We start from the raw sequence: 17,943 nt of genomic DNA on the forward strand, positions 1-17,943 counted from the left end.
CCAGATCGCGGGATCCGGTCCAGCGGATCGGAAGCCACGCCTCGGAGGACACCATGCAGCCCGAACCGATCCTCGATCTCGCTCATCTCGGCCACATGGAGCTGTTGACGCCGAAGCCGGACGAGAGCCTGAAATTCTTCGTCGACGTCATGGGCATGACCGTCAGCGGACAAAAGGGCGAGTCGGTCTATTTGCGCGGCTGGGACGATTACGAGCGCTATTCGCTCAAACTGACGGCGTCGAAGACGTCAGGCATGGAGCACATGGCGTTGCGTGCGCGCAGCCAGCAGGCGCTGGAGCGCCGCGTTGCGGCGCTGAAAGGGTCCGGCTTCGACATCGGCTGGATCGACGGCGATATGGGGCAGGGGCCGACCTTCCGCTGCCGCGATCCCGATGGACACATCGTCGAGCTCTATTACGAGACCGAATGGTATCAGGCGCCACCCGAGCTGAAGCCCGCACTGAAGAACCAGGCGCAGCGCTTTCCCGCGCGTGGCGTCAACGTCCGGCGCCTCGACCACCTCAATTGCCTCGCCGTGGACATCAAGGCGAACCGCGAGTTCTTCGAGAATTATCTCGGCTGTCGGCTCACCGAGCAGATCGTGCTCAACGACGGCCGCGAAGCGGCGATGTGGCTGACGATGTCGAACAAGAGCTACGATTTCGCCTATTCGCTCGACCATTCCGGCACGCCCGGCCGCTTCCACCACGTCACCTACGCGCTCGACAGCCGCGAGGAGATCTTGCGCGCCGCCGACATCTTCCTGGAGAACGGCATCCACATCGAGACCGGGCCGCACAAGCACGCGATCCAGCAGACTTTCTTCCTCTATGTCTATGAGCCCGGCGGCAATCGCGTCGAAGTCGCCAATGCCGGCGCGCGCCTCATCCTCGCGCCCGACTGGAAGCCGATCGTGTGGACGGAAGAGGAGCGCAAGAAGGGGCAGGCCTGGGGCCTGAAGACGATTGAGTCGTTCCATACGCACGGCACGCCGCCGGTGGACGTGAAGAAGCACGCTTAATGTGCTGAGGTCCGGAGGCGCGTGACTGTCTCGCGCACGCCGGTCCATGCTGGCCTGTCCGGTGCGAACTGCTTGCGCAGGAACGTGACGAGTTCCTCGACCTGTGCGTCGCTCATGCTGTTCTTGAATGCCGGCATGTAGCCGAGATCGCTCGACACCGGCTCGGCGATGCCGTGCAGGATGATTTGAACGAGATTGTCCGATGTCGCGCTGTGCAGATTGCTGTTGAGCGCGAGCGAGGGGCGGCTGCCGAACAGCGGCAGGCCGCCGACCTCGTGGCAGACGGCGCAGGCGCCCTGATAGAGTCGCGCGCCGGCTGAGGACGGCATCGTGACTTGCGTTGAAGCTTCGAGCTTCAGAGCAATCGCATCCTGGGCTTTCCCGTCGGTCGCGGCGTCATTGAACGAGTTGAGATAGACGGCCATGGCGCGGATGTCCTGGTCGGGCAGGGCCGCGAGATCCCTGACGATCGGCGCCATCGGTCCGGCGGCGACGCCATGATATCGCGAGTGGCCGGTGCGCAAATAGGCGAAGAGCTCGTCCTCGCTCCATGGGATCGGCGCATGCGAGAGCGAGGTCAGCGGCGGCGCCTCCCAGCCTTCGGCAAAGCCGCCGGCGAGATAAGCGCCACGCTGCTCGGCGCCGAGTGCGTTGCGCGGCGAATGGCAGCCGCTGCAATGGCCGAGGCCCTCGACGAGATAAGCGCCGCGATTCCAGACCTCGGATTTGGCGGGATCAGGCTTGAACTCCCGCGTCTGGTGGAACAGCGCATTCCATCCGGCAAGTAGCGGGCGGAGGTTGAACGGGAAGGCGAGCGTATTCGCAGGCTGCGTCGCTCGCACCACTGGCTGTGCCATCAGATAGGCATAAAGCGCCTGCATGTCGGCATCGCCAGTCTTCGAAAAGTGCGTGTAGGGGAAGGCGGGATAGAGTTGCCGTCCGTCGCGATGCAGCCCGTCGCGCATCGCGCGCTCGAAGGCGGGATAGGACCAGGCGCCGATGCCGGTCTCGACGTCGGGCGTGATGTTGGTTGCGTAGATCGTGCCGAACGGCGTCTCCAGGGCGCGGCCACCGGCGTTGAGCGCACCGCCGATCATGGTGTGGCACTCCGCGCAATTGCCGAGTGCGGCCAGTTGTTGCCCGCGCGCGATCGTTGCGGCGGAATAGACAGATGCATCGGGTCGGGTGATCGGCGCGATGGCCCGGCCCGGCAAAAGAGCCGCACCGATGCCGATTGCCGCGGTGCAGACTGCCGCGATCGTCGCGAAGACGCCGGCGCGTTTCGCGAAGGGATTTTCCCAGAGACGGGCTGGCTGTGGCGTAGCGGGAGCGGGCAACGCCTGCGGCGTGGCTGGGGCGCCGCCGTGCAGCCCCTTGAGGATACGCTCGGGCGTGAACGGCGGCTCGCGAAAGCGCACGCCGGTGGCATCGAAGATCGCGTTCGCAATCGCAGCCGCACTTGGGACCGAGGCGGACTCGCCGACGCCGAGCGGCGGCTGGTCCGGCCGCGGCAGCAACAACACGTCGATCTTGGGCACGTCAGGGAAGGGGATGATCGGATAGGCACCCCATTCGCGCGCCGAGACTGCGCCGCGCTCGAACGAGACCTCCTCCATCAGCGCGCGGCTGGTGGACTGGATGACGTTGCCATGGATCTGGTGGCGCACGCCGTCCGGGTTGATCATCAATCCGGAGTCCTGCCCGGCGACCACGCGCGTCACGCTGACGTCGCCGGTGGCCTTGTTCACGGCAACGTCGGTGACCCAGGCCGACCACGCCGCGCCGTAGCCGGGGAATTTGCTGTGGACGTAGAGCGCATAGGCAAAGCCGCGCCCATGCACGATCTCGCCGTCTTTCTCTTCGCGCACCGGCCGCGGCGTCCAGCCCGCCCGCTCGGCGACCGCATGGACGAGATCGACGGCGCGCTGGTCCTTCAGGTAACGCAGGCGATATTCGATCGGATCGACGCCGGCCTCGGTCGCAGCTTCGTCGATATAGGATTCATGCGCAAAGGTGTTCGGCAGGGCCGAGACGCCGCGAAACCAGGACGCGCGCACGATCGGCGCCATGTCGTGTGCGACGACGCGCATGTGGCCGTAATCGTAAGGCGGGATCGCGGTCCGGTCGCCCATCTGGAGGACGTCCGGCTTCGGCGATATCCGCCCCGTCAGCAACAGCGCCAACGTCGGGGCGGCATTCGAGGGATAGCGCGTGGCGAGATCGTAGGCGGCGACGTCGCCCGCCGCGTCCAGGCCGCCATTGACGTCGATGAGCTGCGCGGCGCCCTTGGGCTCCCAGGCGTGCTCCTGCTCGCGCGTCAGCTGCACGCGCACGGGTCGGCCGACAGCGCGCGAAAGCAACAACGCGTCCGCGGTGACATCGTCGGCGCAGTTGCGGCCGTAGCAGCCGGCGGCCTCCAATCTGATGACCTCGATCTCGCTCTCGGGACGCTCGATCAGCAGCGACAGGTCTGCGCGCAGCACGTGCGGGTTCTGCGTGCCCGACCAGACGCGGATGTTGCCGTCCTGGAAGTCGGCGACCGCGCAGGACGGGCCGATCGAGGCATGCATCTGATAGGGCCAGAGGTAGGTGCGCCGCATCGGCTTGGCTGCGCCGGCAATGGCAGCGTCGACGTCGCCCTTGTCGATCAGCGTCCGCGGCGTCGATGGATTGGCGCGCAGCGCGTTCTCGACGTCGGCGAGATCGGTCAGTTCAGGCGTCGGTCGCCAGCTCACCGCAAGCTGCTCCGCCGCGCGGATCGCGTTCTCCTCGCGCTCCGCGACGACGCCGACGAAATCGCCAATCCGTACGACGGCCATGATGCCGGGAATGTCGCGCACCGAGGATTCGTCGACCGAAATCAGGCTGGTGCCGACGAACGGGCCGGCGTCGACCCCGGCATAGGGCGGGCGCACCACGCGGCCGTGCAGCATGCCGGATACGCGGATGTCGTGCACGAAGGTCAGCTCGCCCGTGGCTTTGGCCGGGAGGTCGATGCGGGGCATCGACTGGCCGACAATGGCGTAATCGTCGACCGGCTTGACAGCGACGTCGTCGGCAAGCTCGAGACGAATGGTCTCCCCGCTGATCAACTCGCCATAGCTGATGCTGCGATTGTCGTGCCCGCGCACGAGGCCGTCTTCGATCCTGAGATCGGCTGCCGGCAGCTCCAGGTGCTCGGCCGCACGTGCGATCAGGAAGTGTCGCGCCTGCGCGGCGGCTTTGCGCAGGGGAACGGCGGTAATCTGGATGGTCTCGCTCGCGATCGTCGCGCCCTGGTTCGGCACCGTTGCGGTGTCGCCGAGCACGACGACGACGCGGGCAAAGGACACATCCAACTCCTCGGCCACGATCTGGCCAAGCGCCGTGCGGATGCCGGTGCCGAGATCGACATGACCATTGTAGGCGCTGACCAAACCCTCCGCGGTAATGCGGACGAAGGTCTCGGAGGTGCACTCGTCCACCGTGCGGACGACGACGAGCGAGCCGGATTGCAGCTCAGCCCCGTTCGGATGCGGGGAGGCCATCAATCACCGGCCTCGGCGAGCTGGCCAGACGCACGCATCACGGCGCGAAGAATTTCGATATGCGTGCCGCAGCGACAGAGATTGTAGCGCAGCGCCGCCAGCGCCTCCTGCTCGGTGGGCCGCGGGTTGATCGCAAGCAGCGCCTTGGTGGTCATGATCATGCCATTGAGGCAATAGCCGCATTGCGCGGCCTGCTCGTCGATGAAGGCTTGCTGCACCAGATCCGGCTTGTCGCGGGTACCGAGCCCTTCGAGCGTCACGACGTCGCGACCGGCGCAGCCACTGATCGGAATGACGCAAGAGCGCGCCGCGGCGCCATCGATCAGGACAGTGCAGGTGCCGCATTCACCGAGGCCGCAACCGTATTTCGGACCGTTGAGCGCGAGATCGTTGCGCAGCACGTAGAGCAGCGGCGTGTCTCGCGCCGCAGTGATCTCGTGGATCCTGCCGTTCACGGTGATGCGGATCGGTGTCTGCGTCATCCTCGTTCCCAAGTCGACTTGTTGAGCGCCGCCAAAGCTTCGCGAATTCCAAGTCCGCTCAAAATCTACGTTGCGACGATACCGTTTGTACACAAACGTGCAAGCCGTGCATGCCGCAGTGCAGCGCGAATGCCTTCTTTGTGGACAGGGCGAGTAGGCAAATGAGGTTTTATGCGGCAGGCGTATGTTTTGCGCCGCACCGCCGCTTGACAGCCATCGGGAGGGCGCGCAACATCGTTCGTGTACAAATGATAACTGCACTGTCGGCTGGCTTTGACATGGTGACTGAACCTACGAGCGCCGCCATCGACAAGATCCGCTGCGATGCGTGTCCGGTGATGTGCTACATCAAGCCGGGCGCGGCGGGCGCCTGCGACCGCTATGCCAATCACGAGGGCAAGCTCGTCCGCGTCGATCCGCATGTGATCCTGGAGCGCACCGTGTCGCATGGCGGCAAGCTCGTTCCGTTCAGCCGCACCGAAGATTGGGACGGCAAGATCGTCCACGAGCCTTCCACCTTTGTAACGGCGATCGGCGCGGGGACGACCTATCCCGACTACAAGCCGGCGCCGTTCATCGTCTCGGCGGAGGTCGACGGCGTCGACATGGTGACTGTCGTCACCGAGGGCATCTTCTCCTATTGCGGCATCAAGGTGAAGATCGACACCGACCGCTATCTCGGGCCGGAGACGGCAACCGTCCGTGCACAAGGCGAGGCGGTCGGTCATGTCACCACCAGCGAATACGGTTCGCAGATGCTGTCGCTCGGCGGCGTGCATCATCTGACCGGCGGCTCCAAGAAGGAGGGCCGCGTCACCTGCGACACGCTGATGGATCTCGCAAATTGCAAGGCGGTCGAACTCACCATCGACGGTGGCGCGAGCGTGGTGGTGCAGGCCGGCCAGCCGCCGATCGTCAACGGCATGAAAGAAGAGCGCATGCGCGTCGGCTGCGGCTCGGCGACGATCGGCATGTTCGCCAAGCAATGGCACGGCAAGGTCGACGAGGTCGTCGTGGTCGACGACCATATCACCGGCGTGCTCTCGGAGCACCAGGCCGGCAAGCTGCTCGACATCGCCGATACCGGCATCAAGATGAAGGGGCGCCGCTCGACGCCCGGCCGCTATTTCCAGGTCGCCGATCCCGGCACGGGTTGGGGCGGCACCAATATCTCCGATCCGCTCGCAATCCTGGGACCGTTCGACGCGAAGGAGGCCAACCCTGGCCTCACCATGCTGATGGTCTCCACGACGGGCGAGCATTCGTCCTATTACGTGCTCGACGAAGCCTTGAAGCCGGTCGAGACCGAGATGCCGGATGACCTCAAGTTTTCGGTCGAGCGCATTCAGGAGAATTGCGAACCGGCGCTGTGTACGGTGCTGTTCATGGCGGGCGCCGGTGGTTCCTTGCGGGCGGGCGTGACGGACAATCCGGTGCGGCTGACGCGCTCGGTGAAGGACGCCCTGACGCGCGTCACCAGTGGCGGCGCGCCTGTTTATGTCTGGCCGGGCGGCGGCATTACCTACATGGTCGACGTGACGCAGATGCCGGCGGGGGCATTCGGTTACGTGCCGACGCCGGCGCTGGTCGCGCCGATCGAATTCACGATGAAGCTGTCGGACTATGCGGCGCTCGGCGGGCACATGGATTATGTGAAACCGCTCTCCGAAGTTCAGGGCGGCGAGGATGTCCGCCAATTGCCCTGGCAGAACCCGATTCCGGGGCCTCGGGCATGACAAGGCTCCCGCAAATCGCGTTGCTGTCTGATGGCCGGCGGCTGCATTTGCAGGATGGACCGATTGATTTGGTCGTCGAGGCGAGGGGGGCCGCCGACGCAGTGCGTGCGGCCTATGAGGCTGCGGCCCGGCGCTTCACGGGGTTGCTCGACGAGCTCTGCGCGGAACTGCCCGAACTGCGGGCGGCGGCTGAGCCGAAGCGGACATTGCTGGTTGGCGTCGTGGCGCGCCGCATGCACGCCGCGGTGGCGCCTTATGCCGCTGATGATTTCATTACGCCGATGGCGGCGGTTGCCGGCGGCGTGGCGGAGGAGATTCTCGGCGCAATGCTGAACGCTGCGGCGCTCGATCGGGCCTATGTCAACAATGGCGGCGACCTTGCTCTACATCTCGGCCAGGGCCGGCATTTTTCGGTCGGCCTGATGGACCGGCCCGATCGCGACGGCGTGATGCGGACGATCAGGGTGGACGCCGATGATTCCGTGCGCGGCATTGCGACCAGTGGACGGCACGGCCGCAGCTTTTCGCTTGGGATTGCCGATGCGGTGACCGTGTTGGCCGGAACGGCCTCGCAAGCCGATGCCGCCGCGACGATCATTGCGAATGCCGTCGATTTGCCGGGGCATCCGGCGATCATCCGAAAGCCAGCGTGCGAGCTTCAGCCCGACAGCGATCTCGGCGCGCGGCTCGTGACCCGCAACGTTGGTGGATTGTCGCAGAACGAGATCGCCACCGCGCTCGAATCTGGCGCGGAATGTGCACGGCAATTATTCGATCGCGGATTGATCGAGGGTGCCGTGTTGCAGCTTTGTGGTGATATGCTTGTCATCGGGACCAAGGATATTGAACGGCAACGATCGCGCCCGCTTGTACAAGAGAACGCGGTTCATGCCTGAACAGGGAAGCGGCTCGAGGAAAAAATCATGAGCGCGATCATCCGCAAGATCGTCACCGTTGTCGAAGAGACGCAGATGGAGATGGGCCGCCAGGTCTCGCCGCCGACGCGGCGTGCGGCGGCAATCGCCGTGATCGAGAACCCGTTTGCCGGAAAATATGTCGAGGATCTCTCGCCGCTGATCGCGATCGGCGAGGAGCTCGGCGAGCTGCTGTCGAAGCGCGCGGTGGCGGCGCTTGGCATCGACGGGTCCAAGGCGCAGAGCTATGGCAAGGCCGCGGCCGTCGGCGAGAACGGCGAGCTGGAGCATGCAGCCGCCATCCTTCACCCGAAAATGGGTGCGCCGGTGCGCAAAGTGCTAGGCAAGGGCGCTGCGCTGATCCCGTCGTCGAAGAAGCGCAGTGGACCCGGCACGACGCTGGACATTCCGTTGGGCCACAAGGATGCAGCCTTCGTGCGCAGTCATTTCGACGGCATGGAAGTGCAGATCAACGACGCGCCGCGCGCCAACGAGATCATGGTCGCGGTCGCCGTCACCGACAGCGGCCGTCCTTTGCCGCGCGTCGGCGGGCTGACCGTTGCGGAGATCAAGGGCGAAGACGGACTGCGTTAATCTTTTCAGAAAAGTGGAGGTTGGGATGCGAGCAAAGAACTATTTTGTCGGCGCGGCGTTCGCGCTGTTGGCAAGCGGCATGGCTCATTCGGCCCTGGCGGAAGACATCAAGATCGGCGAGATCAACAGCTACTCGCTGCTGCCGGCATTCACCGAGCCCTATCGCAAGGGCTGGCAGCTTGCGGTCGAAGAGATCAACGCAGCCGGCGGCATCAACGGCAAGAAGCTCATCGTCGTGTCCAAGGACGACGGCGGCAAGCCGGCGGATGCGCAGACCGCGGCCAACGAGCTGGTGTCGAGCGAGGGCGTGGCGATGCTGACGGGTACGTTCCTGTCGAACATCGGTCTTGCGGTCAGCGACTTCGCCAACCAGAAGAAGGTGTTCTTCCTGGCGGCCGAGCCGCTGACGGACGCCATCACCTGGTCGAAGGGCAACAAGTACACGTTCCGACTGCGCCCCTCCAATTACATGCAGGCGGCGATGCTGGTGGAAGCAGCCAGCAAGCTGCCGGCAAAGCGCTGGGCGACGATTGCGCCGAACTATGAATACGGCCAGTCCGCGGTCGCGGTGTTCAAGAAGCTGATGTCGGAGAAGCGGCCCGACATCCAGTGGGTCGACGAGCAGTGGCCGCCGCAGGGCAAGATCGACGCCGGCCCGGTGGTGCAGGCGGTTGCCGCGGCCAATCCCGAAGCGATCCTCAACGTCACCTTCGGCGCGGACCTCGTGAAGCTCGTGCGTGAAGGCAACACCCGCGGCCTGTTCAAGGGACGCGAGGTCGTCTCGTTCCTCACCGGCGAGCCCGAATATCTCGACCCGCTCAAGGAGGAGACGCCAGAGGGCTGGATCGTCACCGGCTATCCCTGGTACTCGATCAAGACGCCCGAGCATGATGCGTTCCTGAAGGCCTATCAGGCCAAGTACAACGACTATCCGCGCCTCGGCTCGATCGTCGGCTACCAGACCATCAAGTCGGCGGCGGCGATCCTGGCGAAGGCCAATTCGACCGATCCGGAGAAGCTGATCACTGCGGCGGAAGGGCTGTCGATGCCGTCGCCGCTGGGCGAGATCACCTTCCGCAAGATCGATCACCAGTCGACGCTCGGTGCCTATGTCGGCAAGACCGCGCTGAAGGACGGCAAGGGCGTGATGGTGGACTCGTCTTACAAGAAGGGCGCGGATTATCTGCCAAGTGATGCCGAAGTCGAGAAGCTGCGTCCGAAGGATTGATCTCCGCTGCCGTAGGGTGGGTTAGCCGGAGGCGTAACCCACCACGGTCTGTACCCGCAGAACCAGAAGAGGTGGGTTACGCTGCGCTAACCCACCCTACGAAGCTCTCTCTCCCCGCAAGCGGGGAGAGGTGATGCAACACTAACCCGGACCGCCGATGGCCTTTTATGTCGTACAGTTTCTGACCGGTCTCGCCAGCGCAGCGTCGCTGTTCCTGGTGGCGTCGGGCCTGTCGATCATCTTTGGCGTGACGCGGATCGTGAATTTCGCGCACGGCGCCTTCTACATGATCGGCGCCTATATCGCCTTCACGCTCACCGAGCGCCTATCGGGGACGTTCGGCTTCTGGGGCGGGATCGTCATCGCAGCGCTTGCCGTGGCAGTGATCGGTGTCATTGTCGAGATGGTGCTGCTCCGGCGCATCTATCACGCGCCCGAGCTGTTCCAGCTGCTCGCGACCTTCGGCCTGACCTTGATGGTCGAGGACCTCGTCGTCCTGATCTGGGGCCCAGACGATCTCGTCGGGCGCCGTGCACCCGGCTTCAAGGGGGCGATCGACTTCTTCGGCCAGAACATCCCGAGCTATGATTTGTTCCTGATCGTGCTCAGTCCGGTCGTGCTCGGCATCCTCTGGCTCCTGTTCCAGCGCACGCGCTGGGGCGTGCTGGTGCGCGCAGCGACGCAGGACCGCGACATGGTCGCAGCGCTCGGCGTCAATCAGAAATGGCTGTTCACGAGCGTGTTTGCGGTCGGCGTTTTCCTCGCCGCTCTCGGCGGTGCGCTCCAGATCCCACGCGATGCCGTGCATCATGCGATGGATTTGCGCATCATCGTCGAGGTCTTCGTTGTCGTGGTGATCGGAGGCCTCGGCAGCATCATCGGTGCTTTCGTCGCGGCGGTGCTGGTCTCCGAGCTCAACGCCTTCGGCATCCTGATCTTTCCCAAAATCTCCATCATCCTGGTGTTCCTGGTGATGGCGGCGGTGCTGATCGTGCGGCCCTGGGGCCTGTTCGGCAAACCAGAGGCCCCCGCGCGCAAGACGCCGGGTCTCACCGTCAATCCCTGGCGGCCGCTGACGTCGAATGAGCGGCTGGCTGCGCTTGCAGCGCTCGTCATCGCAGCGACGCTGCCGCTGTTCGCCGGCAACTATGCACTGACCGTCGGCTCGGAGATCGCGATCTCCGTGATCTTCGCCGTCAGCCTGCACTTCCTGATGTCGGTCGGCGGGCTCGCGTCCTTTGGCCACGCCGCCTATTTCGGCCTCGGCGCTTACGGCGTCGCTTTCCTCGCCAAGATGGCGGGGCTGCCGATGATCGTCTGCCTGTTGCTCGGGCCGCTGCTCGGCTGCATGGGCGCTGCCGTGTTCGGCTTCTTCGCGGTACAGCTCTCCGGCGTCTATTTTGCGATGCTGACGCTCGCGTTCGCGCAGATCGTCTGGTCGATCGCGTTCCAGTGGGTGAGTGTCACCGGTGGTGACAACGGCATCCTGGGCGTCTGGCCCTCGAGTTGGGCGGCGAGCCCATCGCATTTCTATTGGCTGTCGCTCGGCGTTGCCGCGCTCGTGACGATCGCGCTGCGGGCCATGGTGTTCTCGCCATTCGGCTATGCGCTGAGGGCGACGCGCGACTCGCTGCTGCGCAGCGAAGCGGTCGGCATCAACGCCAAGCGGATCCAGTGGACCGCCTTCGTGATCGCGGGCACGACCGCGGGCATCGGCGGCGCGCTGTTCGCCTACCTCAAGGGCAGCGTCTTCCCGGACAATCTCGGCATCTCGCTGTCGGTCGATGCGCTCGTCATGGTGCTGCTCGGCGGCGTCGAGACGGTGTCGGGCGCGGTGATCGGCGCCATCGTCTACAAGGCCTTGAACATCTGGCTGGTCAGCCAGACCGATCTGTCAAAACTCGTGCTCGGCGGTTTCATCGTTCTGATCGTCGTCGTCTTCCCCAAGGGCATCGTCGGCATGCTGGAGATGCTGGCGCAGCGCCGCAGGAAGACATCGCCTCCCGGGTCGCCCTTGCTTGCCAAGCCGATCGAGTCCGCCGAATGAGCGTCGCCCCACCACTTCTCGCGGTCGAAGGACTGACCAAATCCTATGGTGGCGTGCACGCCGTGCGCGGCGTCTCGTTCTCGCTGCGATCAGGCGAGATCCTGGCGCTGATCGGACCGAACGGCGCGGGCAAGAGCACTTGTTTCGATATGCTCAACGGACAGAACAAGCCTGACACCGGCCACGTCCGCCTGCTCGGCGAGGACACAACCGGCAGGAAGCCGCGCGAGATCTGGCGGATGGGCGTGGGCCGCACCTTCCAGATCACCGCGACCTTCGCGACCATGACGGTGCGCGAGAATGTGCAGGTCGCGCTGATCTCGCATGGCAAGCAGCTGTTCAATCTCTGGGGCTCGGCGCCGAACTTCGACTGTGGCGAGGCCGGGCGACTGCTCGAGCTGGTCGGCATGGGCGGCTATGCGGATCGCCCTTGCGGCGAGCTTGCCTATGGCGATCTCAAGCGGCTCGAGCTTGCCGTCGCGCTCGCCAACCAGCCAAAGCTGCTGCTGATGGACGAGCCGACCGCCGGCATGGCGCCGCGCGAGCGCGTCGATTTGATGCGGCTGACCGCGCAGATCGCCCGGGAAAAATCGATCGGCGTTCTCTTCACCGAGCACGACATGGACGTGGTGTTCGAGCACGCCGATCGCATCATCGTGCTCAACCGCGGCACGCTGATCGCCGAGGGCTCGCCGGCCGAGGTCCGCGGCAATCCGCAGGTGCAGGCGGTCTACCTTGGCGAAGGCCTGCTTTACGATGCCGGGCATCGCGAGGGAGCATCGGCATGAAGCTCACGGTGCAAGACCTCAATAGTCATTATGGCCCGGCCCATATCCTGTTCGACATCGGCTTCGAGGTCGGCGAGGGGGAAGTCGTGGCATTGCTCGGCCGCAATGGCGCCGGCAAGTCGACGACGTTCCGCTCGATCGTCGGGCTCGTCGCGCAGCGCTCAGGACGGATCATGTTCGAAGGCAAGGATGTCTCGGCGCGTCCAACGCATGAGATCGTGCGCGATGGGCTTGGTTACGTGCCGGAGGAGCGGCGTATCTTCACCGATCTGACGGTGGAAGAGAATCTGGAAGTCGGCCGCCAGCCGAAGCGCCCGAACGCGCCGCACTGGACCCGCGACAAGCTGTTTTCGCTGTTCCCCAACCTCGGCGAGATGAAAAATCGCCCGGGTGGCCGCATGAGCGGCGGCGAGCAGCAAATGCTCACCATCGCACGCACGCTGATGGGCAATCCGTCGCTGGTGCTGCTCGACGAGCCCTCGGAAGGCCTGTCGCCGAAGATCGTGGAGCAGATGGTTGAGGCCATCCTGACCATGAAGAAGGAGGGCGTCAGCATCGTCGTCTCCGAGCAGAATCTGCACTTTGCGCGGCTGATCTCCGATCGCGCCTATATCATCGAGCGCGGCCGCATCTGTTTCGGCGGCACCATGGCCGAGCTCGATGCGCGTCCGGATATCCGCGACGCACATTTGTCGTTGTAGGGGGCGGGGAGCGGATGGCGAGAAGCGTCGCGGCGAAGAAAAGCGTCAAACCGGCAAAGCCGGCTTACGTGCTCGACGAGCAGATTGGCTTCATCCTCCGCCAGGTCTGGCAGCGCCACAGCGCGATCTTCTCTCGCGAGATCGGCACCAATATCACGCCGACGCAATGGGCGGCGCTATCGAAGCTCGCCGAGGCCGGGCCATGCTCGCAGAACCAGCTTGGACGCCTGACGGCGATGGATGTGGCGACCATCAAGGGCGTGATCGATCGCTTGACGGCGCGCGGCCTCACCGAGACCAGCCAGGATCCCGAGGACGGGCGACGGCTTCTGGTCAGCCTGACGCGCGCGGGCCAGCAGCTGGCGGAAAAGGTCGCGCCGAATGCGCTCGCGATCACCCGGGAGACGCTGGCGCCGCTCGAGGCAAAGGAGCGCGAGATGCTGATGGCGCTGTTGAACAAGCTGCGGTGAGGCGCGACTAACCTCGATGAAGGTCTTGTCGAGGTTTTTCGGTATGAGAGCGGCGACCCGCTTTGCGATGGTTCTGAGTATGAGTGCGGTGCTGGCAGGCCAGTGTGCTCACGCCCTTGCGGCGCAAGCCTATGAGGGGTTCTGGGCGTCAACCAAAAAGGATTGCCGCGACCAGGACAGCGCCAACCGGATGAGCATCGAGGGCGGCAACCGTCTCTATTGGTACGAGACCAGGTGCCGCGCCAGCGAGATCACCGCTGACGGGAAGCTCAGCTGGAAAATGAAGCTCGCCTGCGAAGGCGAGGGCGAGAAATATCGCTCCAGTCCCAAAATTTCAGTCGCGGCGGATGGGCGGCTGATGATCGAGAACGGTCCGGTCGGGCAGGCCAAGCGGCAATTCTACGTTCGTTGCGAAATCCCAAAACAGCGCTGATCGCGTGATCAGCTTTTTCCCGAGGAGTTATGCGGAGCGGCGAGCCGCTCCGGCTGCGTCACTTCGCCACCACCTCCGGGACCCTGCCGGCCGGCGGGGTGTTGCGGCTGCGCTGGGTGCGCACGATACCGTCGATGATGGTCATGCCGATGCCGGGGAGGTCGCCGAGCTGGACGCTGTCCAAAATGTTCTTGCCGGCCGAATGCTGCGCCTTGTCCATAATGACGAAGTCGGCGGAACGGCCGACTTCGATCAGGCCGCAATCCAATTCGCGCATCCGCGCCGTGTTGCCGGTGGCCAGGCAAAACGCGACCTCTGCCGGCAGGTCGCCAAGCGAGGACAGCATCGACACCATGCGGAGAATGCCGAGCGGCTGCACGCCGGAGCCGGCCGGCGCGTCGGTGCCGAGGATGACGCGGTGCAGATCGCCCATCTCGCGCGCGATGCGCAACGTGAACAGCGCCGAGCGCTCATTGCCATTGTGCACCAACTCGAGGCCGCGCTTGCAGCCCTCGCAAATGCAGCGGATCTGGTCGTCGGGAAGCGCGGTGTGGCCGCCATTGATGTGGCCAACCACGTCCGTGTCGGCCTCCAGCACCACGTCCTTGTCGATCAATCCGGAGCCGGGGATCGAGGGACCGCCGGTGTGGATCGTGCTCTGGATGCCGTATTTGCGGGCCCAGCCGACCATTTTTCGCGCTGTGGGGCCGTCCTTGACGCCGCCCAGGCCCACTTCGCCGAGCAGCTTGACGCCGGCTGCGGCCAACTCCTTGAAGTCCTCCTCCACCATCTCGCACTCGATCACAGGCGCGCCGGCGTGAACCTTCACGCCGCCAGGCCGCAGATTCCAGAATGCGCGCTGGGCGAAGATTGCCATCGCCTTCAACCCGACGACGTCGCGCGGGCGGCCGGGCATGTGCACCTCGCCGGCGGAAATCATCGTGGTGACGCCGCCATGCAAATTGCTGTCGATCCAGCCGATCTGGTTCTGGCGCGGCGTCCAGTCGCCCGCAACTGGGTGGACATGGCTGTCGATCAGGCCGGGCGCCACCGTGGTGCCGTTGGCCTCGACGATGGTGGTCGCGCCTTCGGTGTTGAGGTCCTTGAAGCGGCCGATCGCGGTGATCTTGCCGTTCTCGGCGACGATGGTGTCGCCGTCCAGGATCGGCTTTTCCAGCGCGCCGGACAGGATCAGGCCGATATTGCGGATCACGAGCTTCGAGGGTCCGGGGGCCTGGGGTGCGTCATGCGCCATGGAATGGGTCCTTATCCTTAACTGCAACGCTTCCGATCTTGGGCAGCCTTGACCCCGGGATCAAGCCGGATTATTCATTAGTATACAAATGATCGTGTACAAACGACGCATAGCTGCCGCCTTGAAAACCGCCACGACGCGCCACGGAAGGGTGAGATGAGCAATTTCAATCAGGAAGCCGTTTTGAGCGTCCACCACTGGACCGACACGCTGTTCTCCTTCAAGACCACCCGCAGCCCGACCTTCCGCTTCCGCAACGGCGAATTCACCATGATCGGGCTCAAGGTCGGCGAGAAGCCGCTGCTGCGGGCCTATAGCGTCGCCAGCGCCAATTACGAGGACACGCTGGAGTTCTTCTCGATCAAGGTGCCGGACGGCCCGCTCACCTCACGGCTCCAGCATCTGAAGGAAGGCGACGAGATCATCGTCAGCCGCAAGGCCACCGGCACGCTGGTGATCGACAATCTGGAGGACGGCCGCAACCTCTACCTCATCGGTACCGGTACGGGCCTTGCGCCGTTCCTGAGCGTGATCAAGGACCCCGAGACCTACGAGCGGTTCGAGAAGGTCGTGCTGCTGCACGGTTGCCGGCACGTGAAGGAGCTCGCCTATGGCGAGATGATCACCGAGACGCTGCCCAAGGACGAGCTGATCGGCGAGTACATCCGCAACCAGTTGATCTACTATCCGACCGTGACGCGCGATCCCTTCCGCAATCGCGGCCGCATCACCGACCTCATCACCTCGGGCAAGCTGTTTTCCGATATCGGCCTGCCGGCCTTGGAAGCCGCCCACGATCGCGTCATGATCTGCGGCAGCCCGGCGCTGGTGGCGGATACCCGCGTACTCCTCGGCGAGCGGGGTCTTGTCGAGGGCAATCACGGCGACCCGGCCCAATTCGTGGTCGAAAAGGCCTTCGCCGAACGCTAGGCCCGGAATTTTCGCGCAATAAGACCGTATTTTCGCCGCCGGACGCCCGTTGCGGCGCCGATTCGGCGCGCGATACACTGTGGGAACGAATCAGCGGAGTTCCCACATGGTTGCGGACAGCGACAGCAACATCGCCTGGCACCGGGTTCAGTTGAAGAAGAACCGCGCCGAGCTGAAGGCGCTCGAGACCGCGCGCTTCACAATGGGCGAGATCGCGTCTTCGAAACGGAACGGCCAAACCCAGAAGGCGGTCGGGGAACTCAGGCGCAAGATCGCGCAATCCGAGCGCGCCATCGCCGATCACGACAAGCGCACGCGCCGTCCGCTCACCACCGACCTGCAAAGCCTCAGCAAGGGCAGCTGGAGCAATTGGGACGCCTACACCAACCAGCAGCAGCGCAAGATCAGCCCGCGTTCGCCGGGGCGGGGGTAGGCACCCAGCTCATCGCGCCGCTTCCGGCCCTTGCGGGCCGCCCTGTGCGCACCATCTGGTTGAGGTGGCACCAGCCACTCGGTGATCACATGGCACCACGCCTCGATTTCACTAGCGAGGCCTTCTTTCGCGATCCACCCAGGGCGATCGCGACGTTGCGCATGTCCGGTGCTGTTGTCGCGGTGCGATTTCCTCTCGTCGGCGATGTCTGGATCACCACGACCTATGAGGCCGCGGCGCAAGTCCTGAAGGAGGGCAGCAATTTCACGCTGCGCAAGGAGGATGGCGACGTCGCAGGTTTGCGCTGGTGGATGCCGAACTACGTTAGAACCATCGCCAACAACATGCTGACGATGGACGAGCCTGACCACACAAGGCTGCGCAGCATCGTGGACGAGGCGTTCCGCCGCCGCGCGATCGTCGCGATGGAGCCGCGGATCCGCGCCATCGCGGACGGTCTCGCCGACGAGCTGTTCCTGGCAGGAAGCCCGGCCGATCTCGTCCAGCGCTATGCCCGCATCCTGCCGCTCGCGGTGATCTCCGAGCTGCTTGGGTTGCCGTTGGCCGATCGCCCTCGCTTCATCGCCTGGGCCAATACGATGTCCTCGCTCACGAACGTCGCCAGCTTCTTCCGGCTGCTGTTCGCGTTCCGCAAGATGCGAGCCTACCTCGAACGGCAGCTTCAGATTGCGCGCGCGCGGGGCGGCGAGGGCCTGATCTCGGAGCTGGTCCAGGTCGAGCGCGAGGGCGGCCAGATCACGCCGGACGAAATGGTGTCGATGGTGTTCCTGCTGCTCGCGGCGGGCTCCGAGACCACCACGCATCTCATCAGCGGTTCCGTCTACGAGCTCCTCAGAAATCCTGGCGTCCGCGACTGGCTGGCACAGGACTGGAGCCGCGTCGGGCTTGCGGTGGAGGAATTCCTGCGCTTCGTGTCGCCGGTGCAGTTCTCCAAGCCGCGCTATGTGAGGCGGGATATCGAGCTCGCGGGCGTGCGTCTCAAGAAGGGCGATCGCGTCATGGTGATGCTCGCCGCGGCGAACATGGACCCGGCGGCGCATGATCGTCCCGACAGCCTCGATCTCGCGCGCAAGCCGAACCGTCACATGTCCTTCGGAACGGGAATCCATTTCTGCCTCGGTCATCAACTTGCCCGGATCGAGGCGGCGTCCGCCCTGGAGGCGTTGTTCGTGCGATGGCCGAAACTTGGCCTTGCTGTGGACGTGTCTCAGATCCACTGGCGCAAGCGACCGGGCATGCGCGCGATCGCGAACCTCCCTGTCGTGCCCGACGGCCACGGAGCAGCTGGATCGATGATGGTTCGTTCCCAGCCAGCGGCCTGCTGAGACTTACACGCTTGCGGAATTTCTCTGGACTCGTCGG

At 64.6% G+C, this 17,943-nt stretch carries 16 protein-coding genes; 13 read left to right on the plus strand and 3 right to left on the minus strand.

The features are described from left to right. Positions 1-53 precede the first annotated feature (53 nt). Positions 54-1,022 carry a catechol 2,3-dioxygenase gene (locus ABIB91_RS12650; protein WP_007592461.1) on the plus strand — a complete coding sequence of 323 codons (969 nt, stop codon included), beginning with the start codon at positions 54-56 and terminating at the stop codon, positions 1,020-1,022. On the opposite strand, the gene ABIB91_RS12655 is transcribed toward ABIB91_RS12650, so the two are convergent. Both ABIB91_RS12655 and ABIB91_RS12660 read right to left on the minus strand, forming a co-directional pair. Next, positions 1,019-4,549 carry a molybdopterin cofactor-binding domain-containing protein gene (locus tag ABIB91_RS12655; RefSeq protein WP_354161226.1) on the minus strand — a complete coding sequence of 1,177 codons (3,531 nt, stop codon included), beginning with the start codon at positions 4,547-4,549 and terminating at the stop codon, positions 1,019-1,021. The genes ABIB91_RS12650 and ABIB91_RS12655 overlap by 4 nt on opposite strands. After that, positions 4,549-5,031: a (2Fe-2S)-binding protein gene (locus ABIB91_RS12660; RefSeq protein ID WP_354161229.1), complete on the minus strand. Its 483-nt coding sequence runs from the start codon at positions 5,029-5,031 to the stop codon at positions 4,549-4,551. Before ABIB91_RS12660 ends, ABIB91_RS12655 begins: the two co-directional genes overlap by 1 nt. Positions 5,032-5,309: 278 nt before the next feature. Between ABIB91_RS12660 and ABIB91_RS12665 the strand changes: the two genes are divergently transcribed. From ABIB91_RS12665 to ABIB91_RS12705, 9 genes are all read left to right on the plus strand, one after another. Further along, positions 5,310-6,767, plus strand: a complete 1,458-nt coding sequence (locus tag ABIB91_RS12665; protein WP_354161232.1) for a 6-hydroxynicotinate reductase — start codon at positions 5,310-5,312, stop codon at positions 6,765-6,767. Then, the gene (locus ABIB91_RS12670) at positions 6,764-7,663 is read left to right on the plus strand and encodes a UPF0280 family protein (RefSeq protein WP_354161235.1); all 900 of its coding nucleotides are present in this window, start codon (positions 6,764-6,766) and stop codon (positions 7,661-7,663) included. Before ABIB91_RS12665 ends, ABIB91_RS12670 begins: the two co-directional genes overlap by 4 nt. Before the next feature lie 27 nt (positions 7,664-7,690). Continuing rightward, entirely contained in the window at positions 7,691-8,275 is a 585-nt protein-coding gene (locus ABIB91_RS12675; protein WP_354103794.1) for an amino acid synthesis family protein, read from the plus strand. Between the two features lie 25 nt (positions 8,276-8,300). Beyond that, positions 8,301-9,503, plus strand: a complete 1,203-nt coding sequence (locus tag ABIB91_RS12680; RefSeq protein ID WP_354161238.1) for an ABC transporter substrate-binding protein — start codon at positions 8,301-8,303, stop codon at positions 9,501-9,503. 157 nt (positions 9,504-9,660) lie between these two features. Continuing rightward, positions 9,661-11,550: an ABC transporter permease gene (locus ABIB91_RS12685; RefSeq protein WP_354161241.1), complete on the plus strand. Its 1,890-nt coding sequence runs from the start codon at positions 9,661-9,663 to the stop codon at positions 11,548-11,550. After that, positions 11,547-12,338 carry an ABC transporter ATP-binding protein gene (locus ABIB91_RS12690; RefSeq protein ID WP_354161244.1) on the plus strand — a complete coding sequence of 264 codons (792 nt, stop codon included), beginning with the start codon at positions 11,547-11,549 and terminating at the stop codon, positions 12,336-12,338. Before ABIB91_RS12685 ends, ABIB91_RS12690 begins: the two co-directional genes overlap by 4 nt. After that, complete coding sequence (locus ABIB91_RS12695) at positions 12,335-13,039, plus strand: ABC transporter ATP-binding protein (RefSeq protein WP_007592446.1); 705 nt, start codon at positions 12,335-12,337, stop codon at positions 13,037-13,039. Before ABIB91_RS12690 ends, ABIB91_RS12695 begins: the two co-directional genes overlap by 4 nt. A gap of 14 nt (positions 13,040-13,053) precedes the next feature. Further along, complete coding sequence (locus ABIB91_RS12700) at positions 13,054-13,509, plus strand: MarR family winged helix-turn-helix transcriptional regulator (protein ID WP_354161247.1); 456 nt, start codon at positions 13,054-13,056, stop codon at positions 13,507-13,509. A gap of 43 nt (positions 13,510-13,552) precedes the next feature. Further along, the gene (locus tag ABIB91_RS12705) at positions 13,553-13,942 is read left to right on the plus strand and encodes a hypothetical protein (protein WP_354161250.1); all 390 of its coding nucleotides are present in this window, start codon (positions 13,553-13,555) and stop codon (positions 13,940-13,942) included. A gap of 58 nt (positions 13,943-14,000) precedes the next feature. Here ABIB91_RS12705 and ABIB91_RS12710 read toward each other — a convergent pair whose 3' ends face one another. Continuing rightward, positions 14,001-15,197 carry an amidohydrolase family protein gene (locus ABIB91_RS12710; protein WP_354161253.1) on the minus strand — a complete coding sequence of 399 codons (1,197 nt, stop codon included), beginning with the start codon at positions 15,195-15,197 and terminating at the stop codon, positions 14,001-14,003. A 156-nt stretch (positions 15,198-15,353) separates the two neighbouring features. Here ABIB91_RS12710 and ABIB91_RS12715 point away from each other — a divergent pair, with 156 nt between their 5' ends. From ABIB91_RS12715 to ABIB91_RS12725, 3 genes are all read left to right on the plus strand, one after another. Beyond that, positions 15,354-16,127, plus strand: coding sequence for a ferredoxin--NADP reductase (locus ABIB91_RS12715; protein ID WP_354161255.1), 774 nt, complete (start codon positions 15,354-15,356; stop codon positions 16,125-16,127). Between the two features lie 106 nt (positions 16,128-16,233). Beyond that, positions 16,234-16,560 (plus strand): hypothetical protein, encoded by a 327-nt coding sequence (locus ABIB91_RS12720; protein WP_007592438.1) that lies wholly within the window; start codon positions 16,234-16,236, stop codon positions 16,558-16,560. A gap of 89 nt (positions 16,561-16,649) precedes the next feature. Beyond that, positions 16,650-17,906 (plus strand): cytochrome P450 family protein, encoded by a 1,257-nt coding sequence (locus ABIB91_RS12725; RefSeq protein ID WP_354161258.1) that lies wholly within the window; start codon positions 16,650-16,652, stop codon positions 17,904-17,906. Positions 17,907-17,943: the final 37 nt, after the last annotated feature.

This window comes from Bradyrhizobium sp. JR4.3, assembly GCF_040547695.1.
GTDB classification, from domain to species: Bacteria; Pseudomonadota; Alphaproteobacteria; order Rhizobiales; family Xanthobacteraceae; genus Bradyrhizobium; species Bradyrhizobium canariense.